Genomic DNA, 16,655 nt, shown 5'->3' with positions numbered 1-16,655 from the left:
CCAGAATCAGTAGCGGATTTTCGGGTCGATAACGGCATACAGCACATCGACGATCGCATTAAACAGGATGGTCAACAGCCCCACCAGGATGGTCAGGCTCAGCACCAGTGAATAGTCACGGTTAAGTGCACCGTTCACGAACAGCTGACCAATACCCGGCAGTCCGTAAATCGACTCGATGACCATAGAACCGGTAATGATGCCCACAAAGGCCGGCCCCATATAGGAAATGACCGGCAGCAGCGCAGGCTTCAGTGCATGACGTAACACGATACGACGCAGCGGCAGCCCTTTCGCTCGCGCGGTACGGATAAAGTTGGAGTGCATAACTTCAATCATTGAGCCGCGGGTGATGCGCGCAATACTGGCAATGTAGGCCAGTGAGAGCGCCACCATCGGCAGCAGCATGTAATTCCATTGACCGCCATTCCAGCCGCCACCCGGCAGCCACTTAAGCGTGATTGCGAACACCAGAACCAATAGCGGCGCTACCACAAAACTCGGTATCACCACGCCGGTCATTGCCACCCCCATCACAACGTAATCCCACAGGCTGTTCTGCTTCAGCGCAGCAATAACGCCCGCCGTGACGCCCAGAACGACCGCCAGGATAAAGGCAGCAAGGCCGAGTTTGGCTGAAACCGGGAAGGCATGGCCGACCAGGTAATTGACCGAATAGTCTTTGTACTTGAACGAGGGCCCGAAATCGCCATGCGCCAGTTGAATCAGATAATCAACGTATTGCTTACCGATAGGATCGTTGAGGTGATATTTCGCCTCGATATTTGCCATGACCTCTGGCGACAGGGTGCGCTCGCTGGTAAAAGGGCTGCCGGGCGCCAGTCGCATCATAAAGAAGGAAATGGTAATCAGAACGAAAAGCGTCGGAATTGCTTCAAGCAACCGACGCAGAATGAATTTTAACATTGCCGTACCTACCAGGCTGGTGCTTCACATTGCATTAAAAAAAGTACTGGCGGCGCGTAACGCGCCGCCGCTGTTCTTGGTGTTTTATTAGTGCTTGATGATGTACAGGTTTCTGTCTGCTACGTTATCCAGCGGATCCTTACCGGTATAACCGCCAACATAAGGTTTCACCAGGCGCGTGTTAACGTAGTAGTAAAGCGGCACGATCACAGAGTCTTTATCCAGCTGCTGCTCTGCCTTCTCGTAATCAGCCGAACGCGCTTTATCGTCTGTAGTGGCCAACGCATCTTTCATCAGCTTGTCGAAAGCTGGGCTCTTATAGTGCGCGGTATTGTTGCTGCTGTCAGACAGCATGGTATTCAGGAACGATGTCGGTTCGTTGTAGTCTGCACACCAGCCTGCACGCGCAACGTCAAAGTTGCCCTGGTGGCGGGTATCCAGGAAGGTTTTCCACTCCTGGTTCTCCAGCTTGACTTTCACACCCAGGTTTTTCGTCCAGATAGACGACGCGGCAATGGCCAGTTTCTTATGCAGGTCAGAGGTGTTGTACAGCAGATTAAAGGTCAGCGGTTTTTCTGGCGTATAACCGGCTTCAGCCAGCAGCTTTTTCGCTTCGGCATTACGTTTTTCCTGTGACCAGGTAAACCACTCAGGCTTCGCCAATTCCATACCATCTGTCGCTGGCGGCGTGTAGCTGTAAGCCGGTTTCTGGCCCTGCGCCAGGACTTTGTCTACGATAATGTCGCGATCGATGCCGAGCTTAAGCGCAGCGCGAACGCGCGGATCGTTAAATGGCGCTTTCTGGTTGTTGATTTCGTAGTAGTAGGTACACAGATACGGGTCAACATGCAGCTCTTTACCGTTGTCACGCTGCAATTTTTTAAACAGCTCAATAGGCAGGTTGTTATAGGTCATGTCGCTGCCGTTATCAGAGAAGTAACGGTTTACATCGCTGACTTCCGACGAGATTGGCAGGAAAGTGACTTTGTTCAGCACGGTATGCGCGTTATCCCAGTATTCAGGGTTACGCACAACGGTGATACGTTCGTTGATGACGTGTGATTCCAACTTAAACGCACCGTTACCCACCCAGTTTTCTGGCTGAGTCCACTTGTCACCGAATTTTTCGATTGCAGCTTTATTAACTGGCGACATTGAGGGGTGAATGAGTAATTTATAGAAATAAGGCACCGGCTCGCTTAAGGTCACTTGCAGTGTATGATCGTCAATCGCCTTTACGCCCAGGTCTGTTGGGGGCTTCTTGCCAGCGATAATATCATCAACGTTAGCCAGATGGCCGTATTGCAGATAGCTGGCATAAGGCGATGCGGTTTTCGGATCGGCCAAACGCTCCCAGCTGTAGACGAAATCCTGAGCAGTGACAGGTTCACCATTTGACCATTTTGCATTTTTACGCAAGTGGAAAGTCCAGACTTTAAAGTCTTTGTTATCCCAGCTTTCAGCCACACCAGGAATGGGATGACCATCCGTATCGCTGATGACCAGACCTTCCAGCAGATCACGACTCACGTTAGATTCCGGAACGCCTTCGATTTTATGCGGATCCAGTGACTGAACCTCGCTACCGTTTCCTTTAACCAGCTCCTGCTTCGCGGCCAGTTCTACGCCGGCAGGTACTGTGGCTGCCATAACGCTGTTCGCTGCGAGCGCACTCATCGCTGCAAAGACGCTGGCAGCAATCAAGGTTTTTTTCGTGATGTTGTTCATTCTTAACTCCAGTTTTTTATTTTCACTGAGGGTGTTTGCGACCTCAGCGTTCCCCGTATTCGGGTCCCCGGTGTTTGCCACCTGGGGCGTATTGACCCTGTTGTGTGGTCTGCACGGCCACGCCCTTCCCGACTGTGCCGCCGGTTAAGCGCGTGACTCAGTGTTTTTTAATGAAATAGTATTTCAGGTCTGTCATGTCCTGCGGATCGTGGCCAGTAAAACCGCCAACCCAGGGTTTAACCAGCCGCACGCTGACGCGATAGTAAACTGGCACAATTGCTGAGTCTTTGTCGAGTTGTGTTTCTGCCTGCTGATACAATGATGCGCGGTCCGCTTCATTTTCAGCCGTTAATGTTGCGGCTAACAGACGGTCGTATTCCGCACTGTGGTAAAACGCGGTATTGGTCGACGACTGGCTCTGGAACATATTCAGGAATGTTGAGGGCTCATTGTAATCCGCACACCAGGTGGCGCGCACAACGTCATATTGTGCCTGATGCCGGGTTTCCAGCAGGGTTTTCCATTCCTGATTCTGCAACGTAACCTGCGCGCCCAAATTGCGTTGCCACATGGACGCGGCGGCGATGGCCTGGGTTTTGTTTTGATCGGATGTGTTATAGAGCAGCGTAAAGCGCAGCGGATTTTTATCGTTGTAACCCGCCTCGGCCAGCAGTTTTTTCGCAGCCGCGTTTCGCTGCGGCTGTGTCCACGCCATCCAGTCTGGGGAAGATAACGCAGCGCCTGCGATGTAAGGCGGCGTAAAGCTGTAGGCCGGAATTTGCCCTTGCCCCATGATCTTACGAGCGATGATATCGCGATCCAGCGTCATTTTGATCGCAGCGCGCACGCGGGCATCGGTGAACGGCGGTTTTTTGTTATTAATTTCGTAATAGAAGGTGCAGAGCAGCGGACTGACTTTAACCTCATCACCCATATCTTTGCGCAATTTAGCAAACAAGTCGGGCGGAACCGCGCTGTTGGTCATATCAATGCCACCGCTGCGATAGCGATTGATATCACTGTTTTCCGAGCTGATGGCCAGAAACGTTCCCTGCTCAATAACGGTCTGAGCATTGTTCCAGTAAAGAGGATTACGCTTCAGAACAATTTTCTCATTCACCACCCAGTCATTCAGCGTATAGGCGCCGTTACCGATATAGTGACCGGGTTGGGTCCAGCCCTCACCCCACTTTTCGATGGCAGGTGCGTAAACGGGTTTCATCGCGGTGTGCGCCAGCATGGCCACTAAATAAGGCACCGGTTCGGTCAGGGTAATTTGCAGATGGCGATCGTCCAGGGCTTTCACGCCCAGTTGATCGGGGGCAACTTTACCGGCAAGAATCGCATCGACATTCGCAATATGGGCAGCCTGCAGATAGCTGGCATAGGGCGACGCAGTTTTAGGATCGGCAAGACGACGCCAGCTGTAAACGAAGTCCTGTGCGGTAACCGGCTCCCCATTGCTCCATTTGGCATTGCCGCGCAGGGTGAATGTCCAGATTTTACCTTGCTGGTTTTCCCAGCGCTCAGCTACACCCGGCACCACATTACCGTTATTGTCCGTGTTAACCAGCCCATCCAGCAGGTTGAGGATGATGTTTGACTCCGGTACACCTTCGACTTTATGCGGATCGAGCGAGGCAACTTCCGAACCGTTATTAATCACGATTTGCTGGACGGCGGAGAGCGTCACGTCTGATGGCACGGTGGCAGCACAGGTGGGCAATGCGGTTAAGGTTAGTGCCAGACAAGCCAGGTAGTGCTGCGCGTTCATTTCCCACACCCTTGTTAAATGCCAATTTTTATTCTGATATCCCAGCATCAATAAGGAATAAATCTTTTGCTTTTGACGTTTGGGAAAACATTATTAATGCGCCGAAAATTAGCAGATGCTGCAGAGGGGCGCCAAAACTAAATCGCTAAAATGTTACCTGTTTCTCTTTTATCATGAGATTTTTCCCAGTGGAAGTGTTAATTTTTGCCCTAAAAATAGCTTAACAGACTGATTAATAAACAATCTCATCACATTGATGTCAATTTAACCAAAAAACAACATTTATACCCTGGCGTTGCGTTGTTGTAGTGTGAATACACACCGTCACATCATTTAAAAAACGGTTTAAGCGACGTAGACCAGCATTAATCATGCCAACTTCCGCTGCGGAAGCAGAATATAGTGTGAATATAGTGACATGCCGCGATGCCAGCACTTGCGCTGCAGCGAAAGTTATTAGCGGAAGTGATAATTGAAGAAGGATGTGAAGAGAGACAAATAACTGCATCAATAAGGTGCAAAAAAAATCGTCTTTTGCACCTTATTGGTTCATTTCTTCTTAAACGCGATTAAATAAGTCGGTTTAGCCAACCAGACCGGGAAAAATTGCCTTGATGCCGGTCACCACAAATTCAATACCTAGCGCCATTAACAGCAATCCCATGATACGGGTAATCACGTTAATCCCTGTCTGCCCTAACAGCCTGACCATTAAAGGCGCAGCGCGGAACAGCAGCCAACAGCTAAAGGCGAAAACAGCAATCGCAACGGTAAAACCCAGAAGGTTGAGCCAGTTGTTATAACGTGTGCTCCAGACGATAGTCGAACTGATGGCGCCTGGACCCGCCATGAGCGGCAGCGCAAGGGGAACCACGCCAATACTTTCCCGAATTGCCGTTTCCGTTTTTTCCTGCTTATTTTGCTTATCCTCGCCCAGCTTGCCGCTAATCATCGACATAGCGATGGTCACCACCAGAATCCCGCCCGCAATGCGAAACGAGTCGATAGAGATACCGAAGACATGCAGGATTGCATCGCCCAGAAACAGCGAGGTCCAGAGAATAATCGCCACCGCGAGGTTGGCCGTCAGGTTGGTTTTATTGCGTTCTGCCACGCCCTGATAGCGGGTCATGCTAATAAATACCGGAATGATGCCGATGGGATTAACCAGTGCAAACAGGCCTACGAAAAACTTGATATAGCCAGACAGATCTAATAACGCAGGATTCACGGTTAACTCCCCATCCCAGATGAAAAACGCGCCTAATGTAAGTGAAAAAAGCCGTGGGCGCCAGATGCCTAAGCAGTTATTTATGCTGTTATTTTACTTACAATTTAGTGGCTTTAACCACGCATTAACTATCTTGTGGAAGATGTTTCTTTTACGCCCCGTTTATTATCCCCCAGCCCGGCCCCCCTGAATGCAGAGCTGAAAGGAGTCAGCTTGGGTTTAAATTGATCTAAATCATCATTGTTCTCTCCCAAACCCGATACTCTTTCTCTGTCAGTAACGCAGGTCTCATTATTTCGAAACAGAGAGAAGCTCTTTTAGTAAACAATTGAAAAACCGCTGCTTTATTCCCGTAAACCGTGCCGTTTGCACCATGGCTATACTCAGGGATTCAGGCTTGTTTACTAAAAAAAGTTTAACTTCCTCAGGAGAGCACAATGGCCGTTACTAATGTCGCTGAACTCAATGCACTGGTTGAACGTGTAAAAAAAGCCCAGCAAGAATTCGCCAATTTTTCTCAACAACAGGTCGATGCCATCTTCCGCGCAGCCGCACTGGCCGCCGCGGATGCCCGAATTCCACTCGCTAAAATGGCGGTAGCAGAATCGGGCATGGGCATTGTTGAAGACAAAGTCATTAAAAATCACTTCGCTTCTGAATACATCTACAACGCCTATAAGGATGAGAAAACCTGCGGCGTACTGGACACCGATGATACGTTTGGCACCATCACCATCGCTGAACCCATCGGCCTGATTTGCGGTATCGTCCCCACCACTAACCCTACCTCGACCGCGATTTTCAAGGCACTTATCAGCCTTAAAACCCGCAACGGGATTATCTTCTCCCCCCATCCTCGAGCCAAAGATGCGACGAACAAAGCGGCAGATATTGTCCTGCAGGCAGCGATTGCCGCTGGCGCGCCCAAAGACATTATAGGCTGGATTGATGCACCTTCAGTGGAACTGTCCAATCAGTTGATGCACCACCCTGATATTAACCTGATTCTGGCGACGGGTGGCCCCGGCATGGTTAAAGCGGCCTACAGCTCAGGTAAGCCGGCGATTGGCGTGGGGGCTGGTAACACGCCCGTTGTCATCGATGAAACAGCTGATGTTAAACGCGCCGTTGCCTCCATCCTGATGTCAAAAACGTTTGATAACGGTGTGATCTGTGCCTCTGAACAGTCGGTTATCGTGGTGGATGCCGTCTACGACGCCGTGCGCGAGCGCTTCGCCAGCCATGGTGGCTATTTACTTCAGGGACAGGAACTGAGTGCGGTACAAAATATCATTCTAAAAAACGGTGGGCTTAACGCCGCCATTGTGGGCCAGCCTGCGGTGAAGATTGCGGAGATGGCCGGCATCAGCGTACCTGGTGAAACCAAAATCCTGATTGGCGAAGTTGAACGGGTCGATGAATCAGAGCCTTTCGCTCATGAAAAACTGTCGCCGACACTGGCGATGTACCGTGCTAAAGATTATCAGGATGCCGTCAGCAAAGCGGAGAAACTGGTGGCGATGGGCGGTATTGGTCATACGTCATGCCTGTATACCGACCAGGACAATCAGACAGCGCGCGTGCACTATTTTGGCGACAAGATGAAAACAGCCCGCATTCTGATCAACACGCCAGCTTCTCAGGGCGGTATTGGTGATTTATATAACTTCAAACTCGCCCCTTCTCTGACACTGGGTTGTGGTTCCTGGGGCGGTAACTCCATTTCTGAAAACGTGGGGCCCAAACATCTCATCAACAAGAAAACCGTCGCTAAGCGAGCTGAAAATATGTTGTGGCATAAACTTCCGAAGTCCATTTACTTCCGTCGCGGCTCTTTACCCATTGCGCTTGAAGAGATCGCCACCGACGGTGCCAAACGCGCGTTTGTGGTGACTGACCGCTTCCTGTTTAACAACGGTTATGCCGATCAGGTCACCCGCGTTTTAAAATCTCACGGCATCGAAACCGAAGTTTTCTTTGAGGTTGAAGCGGATCCCACCTTAAGCATCGTGCGTAAAGGTGCAGAACAGATGAACAGCTTTAAGCCAGACGTGATCATCGCCCTGGGCGGCGGTTCGCCGATGGATGCAGCCAAAATCATGTGGGTCATGTATGAGCATCCAGAAACCCATTTTGAAGAGCTGGCACTGCGGTTTATGGATATTCGCAAACGTATCTATAAGTTCCCTAAAATGGGCGTGAAAGCGCGCATGGTGGCCATTACGACAACCTCAGGCACAGGTTCAGAAGTGACGCCTTTTGCCGTGGTAACGGATGACGCGACCGGACAGAAATACCCGCTGGCCGATTATGCGCTGACGCCAGATATGGCTATCGTTGATGCCAACCTGGTCATGGATATGCCACGTTCACTCTGTGCCTTCGGCGGTCTGGATGCGGTGACGCACGCGCTGGAAGCCTATGTGTCCGTCCTGGCCAATGAATACTCCGATGGTCAGGCCCTGCAGGCGCTTAAGCTGCTTAAAGAGAACTTACCGGCGAGCTATGCAGAAGGTGCAAAAAATCCGGTTGCCCGTGAACGTGTACATAATGCCGCCACCATCGCCGGTATCGCCTTTGCTAACGCCTTCCTCGGGGTTTGTCACTCAATGGCGCATAAGCTTGGCTCTGAGTTCCATATTCCTCATGGACTGGCTAACTCGCTGCTGATTTCCAACGTTATTCGCTATAACGCCAATGACAACCCTACAAAGCAAACCGCATTCAGCCAGTACGATCGTCCCCAGGCGCGTCGTCGTTATGCTGAAATTGCGGATCATCTTGGTCTCACCGCGCCGGGCGACCGCACTGCCCAGAAAATTGAGAAGCTGCTGGTATGGCTGGATGAAATCAAAACGGAACTGGGTATTCCGGCCTCAATTCGTGAAGCCGGTGTGCAGGAGGCAGACTTCCTGGCGAAAGTCGATAAACTGGCGGATGATGCCTTTGATGACCAGTGTACTGGCGCGAATCCACGTTATCCGCTGATTGCCGAACTCAAACAGCTGATGCTGGACAGCTACTACGGACGCAAATTTGTCGAGCCGTTCGCCAGTGCCGCCGAGGCTGCCCAGGCTCAGCCTGTCAGTGACAGCAAAGCGGCGAAGAAAGCTAAAAAAGCCTAATCCGCTCCGTGCCCGATGAACGGGCTGCCGAAACCCCTTGTCTGGCCCGTGCCTCAAGGGGTTTTTTATGGCGGGTTTATCGCTTCGATAAACACTGCTGCCTGGTGAATCAGCGTAGTCAAGAGAATATCGACCTGAGCCGGACGGGAAAAGGAATAAAGTCCGTGATCGCATCGCCTTGCGCCCTTAACGAGCGCCATGGAAAAGCAGCCTGGCGCTCATTGAGAGCTATTTAGTCCCCCACGGGGGTTTGCGCCCCATGGATGGCCTGCAAACAACCCTGCTCTATCGCCTTTTTATAATGCTTACGGCATACGGAGATATAGCGTTCGTTGCCGCCGATGACGACCTGCTCCCCCTCTCTGAAAGGTTTACCGTCACTGTCCAGACGCAGCACCATGCCCGCTTTACGTCCACAATGACAGACCGTTTTCAGCTCTACCAGCTTATCGGCCCATGCCAGAAGATACTGGCTACCGGTGAAGAGTTCACCAAGAAAATCGGTACGCAGCCCGTAGCAGAGTACGGGAATATCCAGATTATCTACCACGTCAGACAAGGCCTTAACCTGCTCACGCGTCAGGAACTGGCTTTCGTCCACCAGTACACAGTGAACGGGTTGTCGCGCATGTTCCTGGGCAATTTCCACATCAAGCTGGCTGGCTGCATTATAAAGCACCGCAGGAGAAGATAATCCAATACGCGAGCTCACCTTGCCTGCGCCGAAGCGATTGTCGATCTCAGCGGTATAGACGAGCGTGCGCATCCCGCGTTCCTGATAATTGTAGGATGACTGCAATAATGCGGTTGATTTACCGGCGTTCATTGCCGAATAGTAGAAATAGAGTTGAGCCATTTGCGCCGATTCTCGGATACGATGAAAAAACAGGGCCGATTTTATCATATCTACAGGTTGCTGCTGGGGGGATTTTCACCTTATGCTGTTCAGATTAGCATCACTCATTGATGATGCAGCGGTTAATATGATGCGGCATTGGGTCTTTAGGTCAGGATAAATATTAAAGCACATGTGTGATTAAACATTATTTTTATACCGATAATGTATCAGCGCATTTTCAGCTAAGATCTTAATCTTTTCATTGATTCAACCCACCTGACATCACACGTCATCGGGGTGAATTAATAATTTAATAAATTCCTCGCTTACTCTTTTTAAGCTAAAAATTAATTTAATGTTGAACTTATTTTTCTCCACCACTACTATTAGCGGGCAGAACAACTCTCCTATTAATTATTCAGAGATCAGGACAATGAGCGAAGCACTTAAAAATCTTAATAATATCCGCACGCTGCGTGCCCAGGCCAGAGAGTGTTCTTTGGAAACGCTGGAAGAAATGCTGGAAAAACTGGACGTCGTGGTAAATGAACGTCGCGACGAAGAGTCAAACTCTAAAGCTGAAAACGAAGAGCGTGCGCGTAAACTTGAGCAATATCGCGAGATGCTGTTAGCGGATGGTATCGATCCCAACGAATTATTCAATACCCTGTCAGAATCAAAAACGGCTGGCAAAGCCAAACGTGCTGCCCGCCCGGCTAAATATCAGTTTGTAGATGAAAATGGCGAGACCAAAACCTGGACGGGTCAGGGCCGTACGCCAGCAGCAATCAAGAAAGCCATGGAAGAACAAGGTAAGCAGTTAGACGACTTCCTGCTGTAATGCATAGCCTGTTTCGCTTATTGTTGGCTTTACTTTAGCTTTACGATTATCCGCACCAGAAAAAAAAGGAAGCGATCGCTTCCTTTTTTTATTTTCAGATTGAATAGAAATTTCGATACCAGTCTACAAAGCGCCTTACGCCTTCATCAACACCGGTTTGGGGTTTAAATCCAATGGTATTAAATAATGCGGTTGTGTCCGCGCTGGTTGCCAGCACGTCCCCCGGTTGCATGGGCATCAGATTTTTATTTGCCTTCACACCCAGCGCTTTCTCAATCGCTTCAATATAGTGAATCAGGCTCACCGGCTGGCTATTGCCAAGGTTATATATACGATAAGGGGCAGAGCTTGACGCGGCAGAACCCGTTTCCACGGTCCAGTCTGCGTCCGCCTGCGGGATAACATCCTGCAAGCGAATAACCGCCTCTGCAACATCATCGATATAAGTAAAGTCGCGCTTCATTTGCCCCTGGTTATAAACATCTATCGCCTCGCCTGCAAGCATTGCGCGGGTGAATTTAAACAACGCCATGTCCGGACGTCCCCACGGGCCATAGACCGTGAAAAAACGTAAGCCAGTGGTAGGCAATTGATAGAGATGTGAATAGGTATGCGACATCAGCTCATTGGCTTTTTTCGTCGCGGCATACAATGACACGGGATGATCGACGCTGTCTTCTGTTGAAAATGGCATCTTGTTATTCAGGCCATAAACCGAACTGGATGAAGCATAAAGCAGATGCTCGATTTTATGGTGGCGGCAGCCTTCAAGAATATTCAGGTGCCCAATGACGTTTGCATCGGCATACGCATGGGGGTTTTCGAGTGAGTAACGCACCCCTGCCTGAGCGGCCAGATGAATAACGCGCTGAAAATTGTGCTGTTCAAAAAGTGTGGCAATAGCCTGACGATCGGCCAAATTGGCTTTAATAAAGGTAAAGGATGGATTGTCACCGATGATATCAAGGCGAGCTTGTTTAAGGTTTACATCATAGTAGTCATTCAGGTTGTCAAGGCCGACAACCTGGTGACCGGCGGCCAGCAGGCGTTGACTGACATGAAAGCCAATAAAGCCTGCTGCGCCGGTTACCAGAAAATTCATAAATCCCTCGTTAATCACACAGCCTGGATAGATGCTCCGCGGCCGATTGCATAATAAACGAAGCCGCGTTTGCTGATACGCTCTGGATCATACAGGTTACGTCCATCAAAAATCACGGGTTCTTTCAGTGCGCTCTTAATCACGTCAAAGTCAGGTGCACGGAAATTTTGCCATTCCGTACAAATCACCAGGCCGTCTGCACCGTGCAGCGCCGCTTCTTTGGTTCCCATCAGCTTCAGATCGTCGCGATGACCATAGATGCGCTGCGCTTCGTCCATGGCTTCCGGATCGAACGCCTGAACAGAGGCACCCGCTTCCCATAACGTTTCCATCAACACGCGACTGGATGCTTCGCGCATATCATCTGTGTTGGGCTTGAATGACAGGCCCCACAGCGCAAACGTTTTACCTTTCAGATCGTCACCGAAGTGGCGTTTAATGAAGGTGGGCAGCTTTGTCTTTTGGCTGTCGTTGACGTCTTCCACCGCCTTCAACAGGCGCGGTGTATAACCAATAGACTCTGCTGTGCGGATCAGCGCCTGAACGTCTTTCGGGAAGCAGGAACCGCCATAGCCGCAGCCTGGGTAGATAAAGTGATAGCCGATACGTGAGTCAGAACCAATCCCCTGGCGCACTTTTTCGATATCCGCACCTAAACGTTCTGCGAGATTGGAAATTTCGTTCATAAAGCTGATTTTCGTCGCCAGCATGCAGTTAGCGGCGTACTTCGTCAGTTCTGCACTGCGAATATCCATCAAAATCATACGATCGTGGTTACGGTTGAATGGCTCATACAGCTCACGCAACAGTTCCACCACGTCATCATTGTCGGTGCCGACAACGATACGCTCAGGGCGCATACAGTCATTAACGGCCGCGCCTTCTTTCAGGAACTCTGGGTTGGATACCACATCAAAGCTGATGTTGGCATCGCGCGCCTGCAGCGTTTCTGTCATGACAGCACGGACTCTGTCAGCCGTTCCGACCGGTACCGTTGACTTATCAATCACGACTTTGTGATCGGTCATGTGCTGAGCAATGGTACGCGCTACGGCAGTAACATATTTCAGATCGGCCGAGCCGTCCTCATCAGGCGGCGTGCCGACGGCGATAAACTGCATTACACCGTGGTTCACGCCCTGAGCAGCATCAGTGCTGAACTTCAGGCGACCCGATTCGTAATTCGACATAACCAGCGGCGTCAGACCCGGCTCAAAAATTGGGATCTTGCCTTTTTTAAGGTTCTCGACCTTGTTTTCATCCACATCAATGCAGAGAACGTCATGTCCGACTTCGGCCAACACCGCAGCCTGAACCAGACCGACATAGCCGATACCAAATACAGTGACTTTCATTGAGCTATCCTGTGTTTAAAATTACTTTTTATCGCTAACAGTATTGTTGAGCCATTCAGTGAACTCTTTACCCAATACCGGATGGCGGACACCATATTCAACGAAAGCCTGCATATAACCCAGTTTGTTACCACAGTCGTGGCTTACCCCTTTCAGGTGATAGGCTTCGACGGTTTCTTTATCCATCAGCATGGCAATGGAGTCGGTGAGCTGAACTTCGCCACCGGCACCTGGAGGCGTTTTCGCCAGCAGTGGCCAGATATCCGCAGACAGAACGTAACGACCGACAACCGCAAGGTTGGATGGCGCTTCAGACGCTTTAGGTTTCTCAACAACCCCGACCATCGGCGCGCTGTCACCAGGATTCAGTTCTGCACCCTGACAATCGACAACACCGTATGCCGTCACATCGCTGACGGGCTCAACCATGATCTGACTACGGCCAGACTCTTCGTAACGGCTCAGCATTTCTGCCAGGTTATCTTTGGTTGGGTTAGATTCGTATTCGTCGATGATCACGTCAGGCAGGATGACCGCAACAGGTTCATCGCCGACCAGAGGATGTGCACACATGACCGCATGGCCCAGACCTTTCGCGATGCCCTGACGGACCTGCATGATGGTCACGTGAGGAGGACAGATGGACTGAATTTCGTCCAGCAGCTGGCGCTTGACGCGTTTTTCCAGCATAGACTCCAGTTCAAAACTGGTATCAAAATGGTTCTCAATGGCGTTTTTAGAGGAGTGAGTAACCAGCACAATCTCATTAATACCCGCAGCAATACACTCGTTAACGACATACTGAATTAACGGCTTATCAACCAGCGGCAACATTTCTTTTGGAATCGCTTTGGTAGCAGGCAACATACGTGTACCCAAACCCGCTACTGGAATTACCGCTTTTTTTACTTTGGTCTTATAGGCAGACATCAAAATACCTCTCTTATAGGCCGTTCAAGTTTTAATGCTTGATATGTCGGTTTAAATTCGGAAATGAGTATATCAGTTAGTCGTGAACGGATTTATCCTGGAAGACCGCTATCCGTAGAATTTAAGACTATTACCCAAGTGTAAAGCTAACTTCTGGCCCTGTCTCCCATCAGATAATAAACTATCCATTCGGGTTTACTGTTCAGACGATAACATCAGTCGTATGCGGCCTCCGGCCCCCCAAATATGGCATTGCCAGTCATCAGCGCGCTGGCTTATTTGGTTAGTATGTGTACTGCCCATAGTGCCAAGTGGCACACCGTTACTGAGTTGTATTTGATGGGCCTGAACGTGCAGCGTTGCATTTAATCCGGCTGAAACCAGTACCAGATTTTTTAATCCGCGGTGATAGTAGCCCACCAGCAACGGGAACTGACCGGTCAGATTTGCCTGGCGCAGCAGCAAATTAACCTGTCTGAGCAGACTGCTCAGCTCAGGTAAGCGTTGTTTTTGGCCAGATAACTGTTCCTGAAGGAGTCCGTTAAATAAGGCGCGCAAAAGCAAGGCGGCCAGTACGCCGTTGTCGCCAGCGCGCGTAACGTCAAGACAATAAAAGGCGAGATCTTTGTCTGAAAGCGCCGCGATATCCAGCACCAGACCTGGCTGCTCGGCCATCGTCAGTTGCCGATAGTTGATCCGACAGTTAGCAATGCGTTGTTGTACGGGTGGCTGAAGTTCTTTAAGGAGTTTTGCCGCCGCAGAGGGATCGCGAACCAGAGCGTCCCAGTCCTGAAACAGCTGCTCGTCTTCCTCCACCTTTGAGGTAAACATGGAGGGATAGAGGCATTCGTAAACCGCTTCACGGAAACGTTCAAAGTTTTTTAGCGGCTTAAGCAGCACATCCTGTACGCCAAGACGCAAAACCTGAGCGATATCGGACATATTTTCTGTGGCGGAAATAATCAAAATCGGGACGCTGTTACCGCGGCTGCGCACGTGTTCAACGAATTCGATACCGCTCATGCGCGGCATCTCAAGATCACAAATCACCAGCTCCACGGCATGCTGCTTCAGTTGCTCAATAGCCTCAAGACCATCTTCTGCCTCAACTGTGACAGCCCCCATCGATGACAGAAATTGGTTTAAAAGCGAACGGAAAACGGCCTCATCTTCGACAATGAGTATCTTTTTGCCGATCAGTGGTTTTTCCATTCCATCCCCCTGCGTACCCGATAATTCAATAGTGGTTCATAAAACGCAGTTGCGCCTTTCAGAATAGACCGAAGTAACATCTGTGCGTGAACAACCAGATTATCTTCTACGGACCAGCGGTAATAATTCATCCATTTGTTTCTCAACGGCAACCTTCCCAGCCGCAATAGCTTCTTCTGCACGATGAAAATCCAACGTGGATATTTGTGGACAAAACGGCTGGATGAGCACATCGGGCGGATCGCCTGCCATCCTGTTTCGCTTCAGGCGATTTTCCAGGACCTGAATGGATGTTGCCATGATCTCCATCGCGCCCGGCACTTGTGATGCCCGTCGCTGGGTAAAACTGACCAGCCTCTGGCGCAGCTTTCCGCGCCAGTCAAGATTCAGTGCGACAGCCGCGGCATGCTCTTCAGAACTCTGCGGCGTCAGCACCATTGAATCAGGCTGCATCAGGTGCGCATCGTGTTGAAGATCGACGGCAATAACCACATCAGCGCCCAGTGCGCGCGTTAGCGAAACCGGCACCGGATTCACCACGGCACCGTCTACCAGCCAATATCCATTGTAGCCGACCGGTGGTAATAAACCTGGCATACTGCAGGAAGCGCGAACCGCCTGATGCAATTCTCCCTCAGTGAGCCATAATTCACGCCCGGTGCTCAGGTTGGTCGCCACTACGCCAAAGGGCTTATCGCATGACTCAAGCGCATCATTCGTGATCAACTGGCGGACATGGTTAAATACGCGTTCACCGCGCAGGAGTCCGCCGCGCTGCCAGGAGAGATCCATCAGGCGGATCACATCCCAGTAGCTAAAAGCGCTGACCCATTTTTTCATATGGGGCAAGCGGTGATTGACATAAGCCGCACCGACCAGGGCACCGATTGAACACCCGGCGACTACATCAATTTCAATGCCTGCGCTTTCCAACGCTTCGATGACGCCGATATGCGCCCATCCTTTGGCGGCACCGGAACCCAGAGCCAATCCAATCTTTTGCTTTCTCATTTTGCTCGGTTCCTGGCGTCAATACGTAGCGTCATAAGTATGGGTCAGATAAAGTAAACGATATCATCAACAACGACTGTGATTAACAGGAGAAAGTGTGTCCGAATCTTGCCCTTGCTGTAGCGGCAAGCAGTATAGCCTATGTTGTCAGCCCTTTGTTAAAGGAGCAGAAATTCCCTTATCAGCTGAACAACTTATGCGCTCTCGCTACTGCGCTTATGTCAAACATGACGTCAACTACCTCGTGTCTACCTGGCATCCTACCCGGCGCGATCCGGCACTTGCGGGACTGTTGTCTGAAAGTTTTGCTGGTACTGAATGGCTGAGCCTGAACATCACGCAGCGTGAACCGGGGCGCGATGATGACGAATCTTTTGTGACTTTTTTCGCCCGTTATCGTGAAAACGGCGCCGATCGGGCAATGTACGAACGTTCACGCTTTCTTCGCGAGGATCAACGCTGGTACTATGTAGACGGAGTGACGCCCGCCATTGGGCGTAACGATCGCTGTCCTTGTGGCGCCGATAAAAAATACAAAAAATGTTGCGGCTAAGGCAGTTGCCTGCGTAACGGTTTTACCC

General features: G+C 50.5%; 13 protein-coding genes. 3 read left to right on the top strand and 10 right to left on the bottom strand.

The window, feature by feature from the left end; all coding sequences use genetic code 11:
- Positions 1-6: 6 nt before the first annotated feature.
- The 4 genes from oppB to AAIE03_RS07085 all read right to left on the bottom strand — a co-directional run bounded on the left by oppB (position 7) and on the right by AAIE03_RS07085 (position 5,660).
- Complete coding sequence (gene oppB, locus AAIE03_RS07100; RefSeq protein WP_013025963.1) at positions 7-927, bottom strand: oligopeptide ABC transporter permease OppB; 921 nt, start codon at positions 925-927, stop codon at positions 7-9.
- A gap of 87 nt (positions 928-1,014) precedes the next feature.
- Positions 1,015-2,655: an oligopeptide ABC transporter substrate-binding protein OppA gene (gene oppA, locus AAIE03_RS07095; RefSeq protein WP_029570076.1), complete on the bottom strand. Its 1,641-nt coding sequence runs from the start codon at positions 2,653-2,655 to the stop codon at positions 1,015-1,017.
- 157 nt (positions 2,656-2,812) lie between these two features.
- Positions 2,813-4,429: an ABC transporter substrate-binding protein gene (locus AAIE03_RS07090; RefSeq protein WP_015700206.1), complete on the bottom strand. Its 1,617-nt coding sequence runs from the start codon at positions 4,427-4,429 to the stop codon at positions 2,813-2,815.
- 583 nt (positions 4,430-5,012) lie between these two features.
- Positions 5,013-5,660, bottom strand: coding sequence for a YchE family NAAT transporter (locus AAIE03_RS07085; protein WP_013025965.1), 648 nt, complete (start codon positions 5,658-5,660; stop codon positions 5,013-5,015).
- A 437-nt stretch (positions 5,661-6,097) separates the two neighbouring features.
- On the opposite strand from AAIE03_RS07085, the gene adhE reads away from it, so the two are divergent.
- Positions 6,098-8,785: a bifunctional acetaldehyde-CoA/alcohol dehydrogenase gene (adhE, locus tag AAIE03_RS07080; protein WP_015700205.1), complete on the top strand. Its 2,688-nt coding sequence runs from the start codon at positions 6,098-6,100 to the stop codon at positions 8,783-8,785.
- A gap of 232 nt (positions 8,786-9,017) precedes the next feature.
- Here adhE and tdk read toward each other — a convergent pair whose 3' ends face one another.
- The gene (tdk, locus tag AAIE03_RS07075; RefSeq protein WP_028715226.1) at positions 9,018-9,641 is read right to left on the bottom strand and encodes a thymidine kinase; all 624 of its coding nucleotides are present in this window, start codon (positions 9,639-9,641) and stop codon (positions 9,018-9,020) included.
- A 415-nt stretch (positions 9,642-10,056) separates the two neighbouring features.
- On the opposite strand from tdk, the gene hns reads away from it, so the two are divergent.
- Positions 10,057-10,464: a histone-like nucleoid-structuring protein H-NS gene (gene hns, locus AAIE03_RS07070; RefSeq protein WP_014605719.1), complete on the top strand. Its 408-nt coding sequence runs from the start codon at positions 10,057-10,059 to the stop codon at positions 10,462-10,464.
- 94 nt (positions 10,465-10,558) lie between these two features.
- Here the strand turns inward: hns and AAIE03_RS07065 are convergent, their stop codons facing one another.
- The 5 genes from AAIE03_RS07065 to rssA all read right to left on the bottom strand — a co-directional run bounded on the left by AAIE03_RS07065 (position 10,559) and on the right by rssA (position 16,074).
- On the bottom strand, positions 10,559-11,566 hold the full coding sequence (locus AAIE03_RS07065; RefSeq protein ID WP_014593826.1) for an NAD-dependent epimerase: 1,008 nt from the start codon (positions 11,564-11,566) through the stop codon (positions 10,559-10,561).
- A 14-nt stretch (positions 11,567-11,580) separates the two neighbouring features.
- Positions 11,581-12,921, bottom strand: a complete 1,341-nt coding sequence (locus AAIE03_RS07060; protein ID WP_013025970.1) for a UDP-glucose dehydrogenase family protein — start codon at positions 12,919-12,921, stop codon at positions 11,581-11,583.
- A 21-nt stretch (positions 12,922-12,942) separates the two neighbouring features.
- Positions 12,943-13,851: a UTP--glucose-1-phosphate uridylyltransferase GalU gene (galU, locus tag AAIE03_RS07055; protein WP_014593827.1), complete on the bottom strand. Its 909-nt coding sequence runs from the start codon at positions 13,849-13,851 to the stop codon at positions 12,943-12,945.
- A gap of 195 nt (positions 13,852-14,046) precedes the next feature.
- Entirely contained in the window at positions 14,047-15,063 is a 1,017-nt protein-coding gene (gene rssB / locus AAIE03_RS07050) for a two-component system response regulator RssB (RefSeq protein WP_498562902.1), read from the bottom strand.
- A 99-nt stretch (positions 15,064-15,162) separates the two neighbouring features.
- Positions 15,163-16,074: a patatin-like phospholipase RssA gene (rssA, locus tag AAIE03_RS07045; protein ID WP_024471782.1), complete on the bottom strand. Its 912-nt coding sequence runs from the start codon at positions 16,072-16,074 to the stop codon at positions 15,163-15,165.
- A gap of 97 nt (positions 16,075-16,171) precedes the next feature.
- Here rssA and AAIE03_RS07040 point away from each other — a divergent pair, with 97 nt between their 5' ends.
- On the top strand, positions 16,172-16,627 hold the full coding sequence (locus AAIE03_RS07040) for a YchJ family protein (protein ID WP_014593829.1): 456 nt from the start codon (positions 16,172-16,174) through the stop codon (positions 16,625-16,627).
- Positions 16,628-16,655 lie beyond the last annotated feature (28 nt).

This window comes from Pantoea sp. Ae19-2 (assembly GCF_059801205.1).
The sequence above is the reverse complement of the archived record's forward strand: the minus strand, read 5'-3'. Positions and strand labels throughout refer to the sequence as shown.

Excerpts from the sequence above, each read along its gene's own strand:
- adhE (WP_015700205.1), top strand. The coding sequence starts at position 6,098 with ATGGCCGTTACTAATGTCGCTGAACTCAATGCACTGGTTGAACGTGTA.
- rssA (WP_024471782.1), bottom strand. The coding sequence starts at position 16,074 with ATGAGAAAGCAAAAGATTGGATTGGCTCTGGGTTCCGGTGCCGCCAAA.
- galU (WP_014593827.1), bottom strand. The coding sequence starts at position 13,851 with ATGTCTGCCTATAAGACCAAAGTAAAAAAAGCGGTAATTCCAGTAGCG.
- oppB (WP_013025963.1), bottom strand. The coding sequence starts at position 927 with ATGTTAAAATTCATTCTGCGTCGGTTGCTTGAAGCAATTCCGACGCTT.
- tdk (WP_028715226.1), bottom strand. The coding sequence starts at position 9,641 with ATGGCTCAACTCTATTTCTACTATTCGGCAATGAACGCCGGTAAATCA.
- AAIE03_RS07090 (WP_015700206.1), bottom strand. The coding sequence starts at position 4,429 with ATGAACGCGCAGCACTACCTGGCTTGTCTGGCACTAACCTTAACCGCA.
- AAIE03_RS07065 (WP_014593826.1), bottom strand. The coding sequence starts at position 11,566 with ATGAATTTTCTGGTAACCGGCGCAGCAGGCTTTATTGGCTTTCATGTC.
- rssB (WP_498562902.1), bottom strand. The coding sequence starts at position 15,063 with ATGGAAAAACCACTGATCGGCAAAAAGATACTCATTGTCGAAGATGAG.
- hns (WP_014605719.1), top strand. The coding sequence starts at position 10,057 with ATGAGCGAAGCACTTAAAAATCTTAATAATATCCGCACGCTGCGTGCC.
- oppA (WP_029570076.1), bottom strand. The coding sequence starts at position 2,655 with ATGAACAACATCACGAAAAAAACCTTGATTGCTGCCAGCGTCTTTGCA.
- AAIE03_RS07060 (WP_013025970.1), bottom strand. The coding sequence starts at position 12,921 with ATGAAAGTCACTGTATTTGGTATCGGCTATGTCGGTCTGGTTCAGGCT.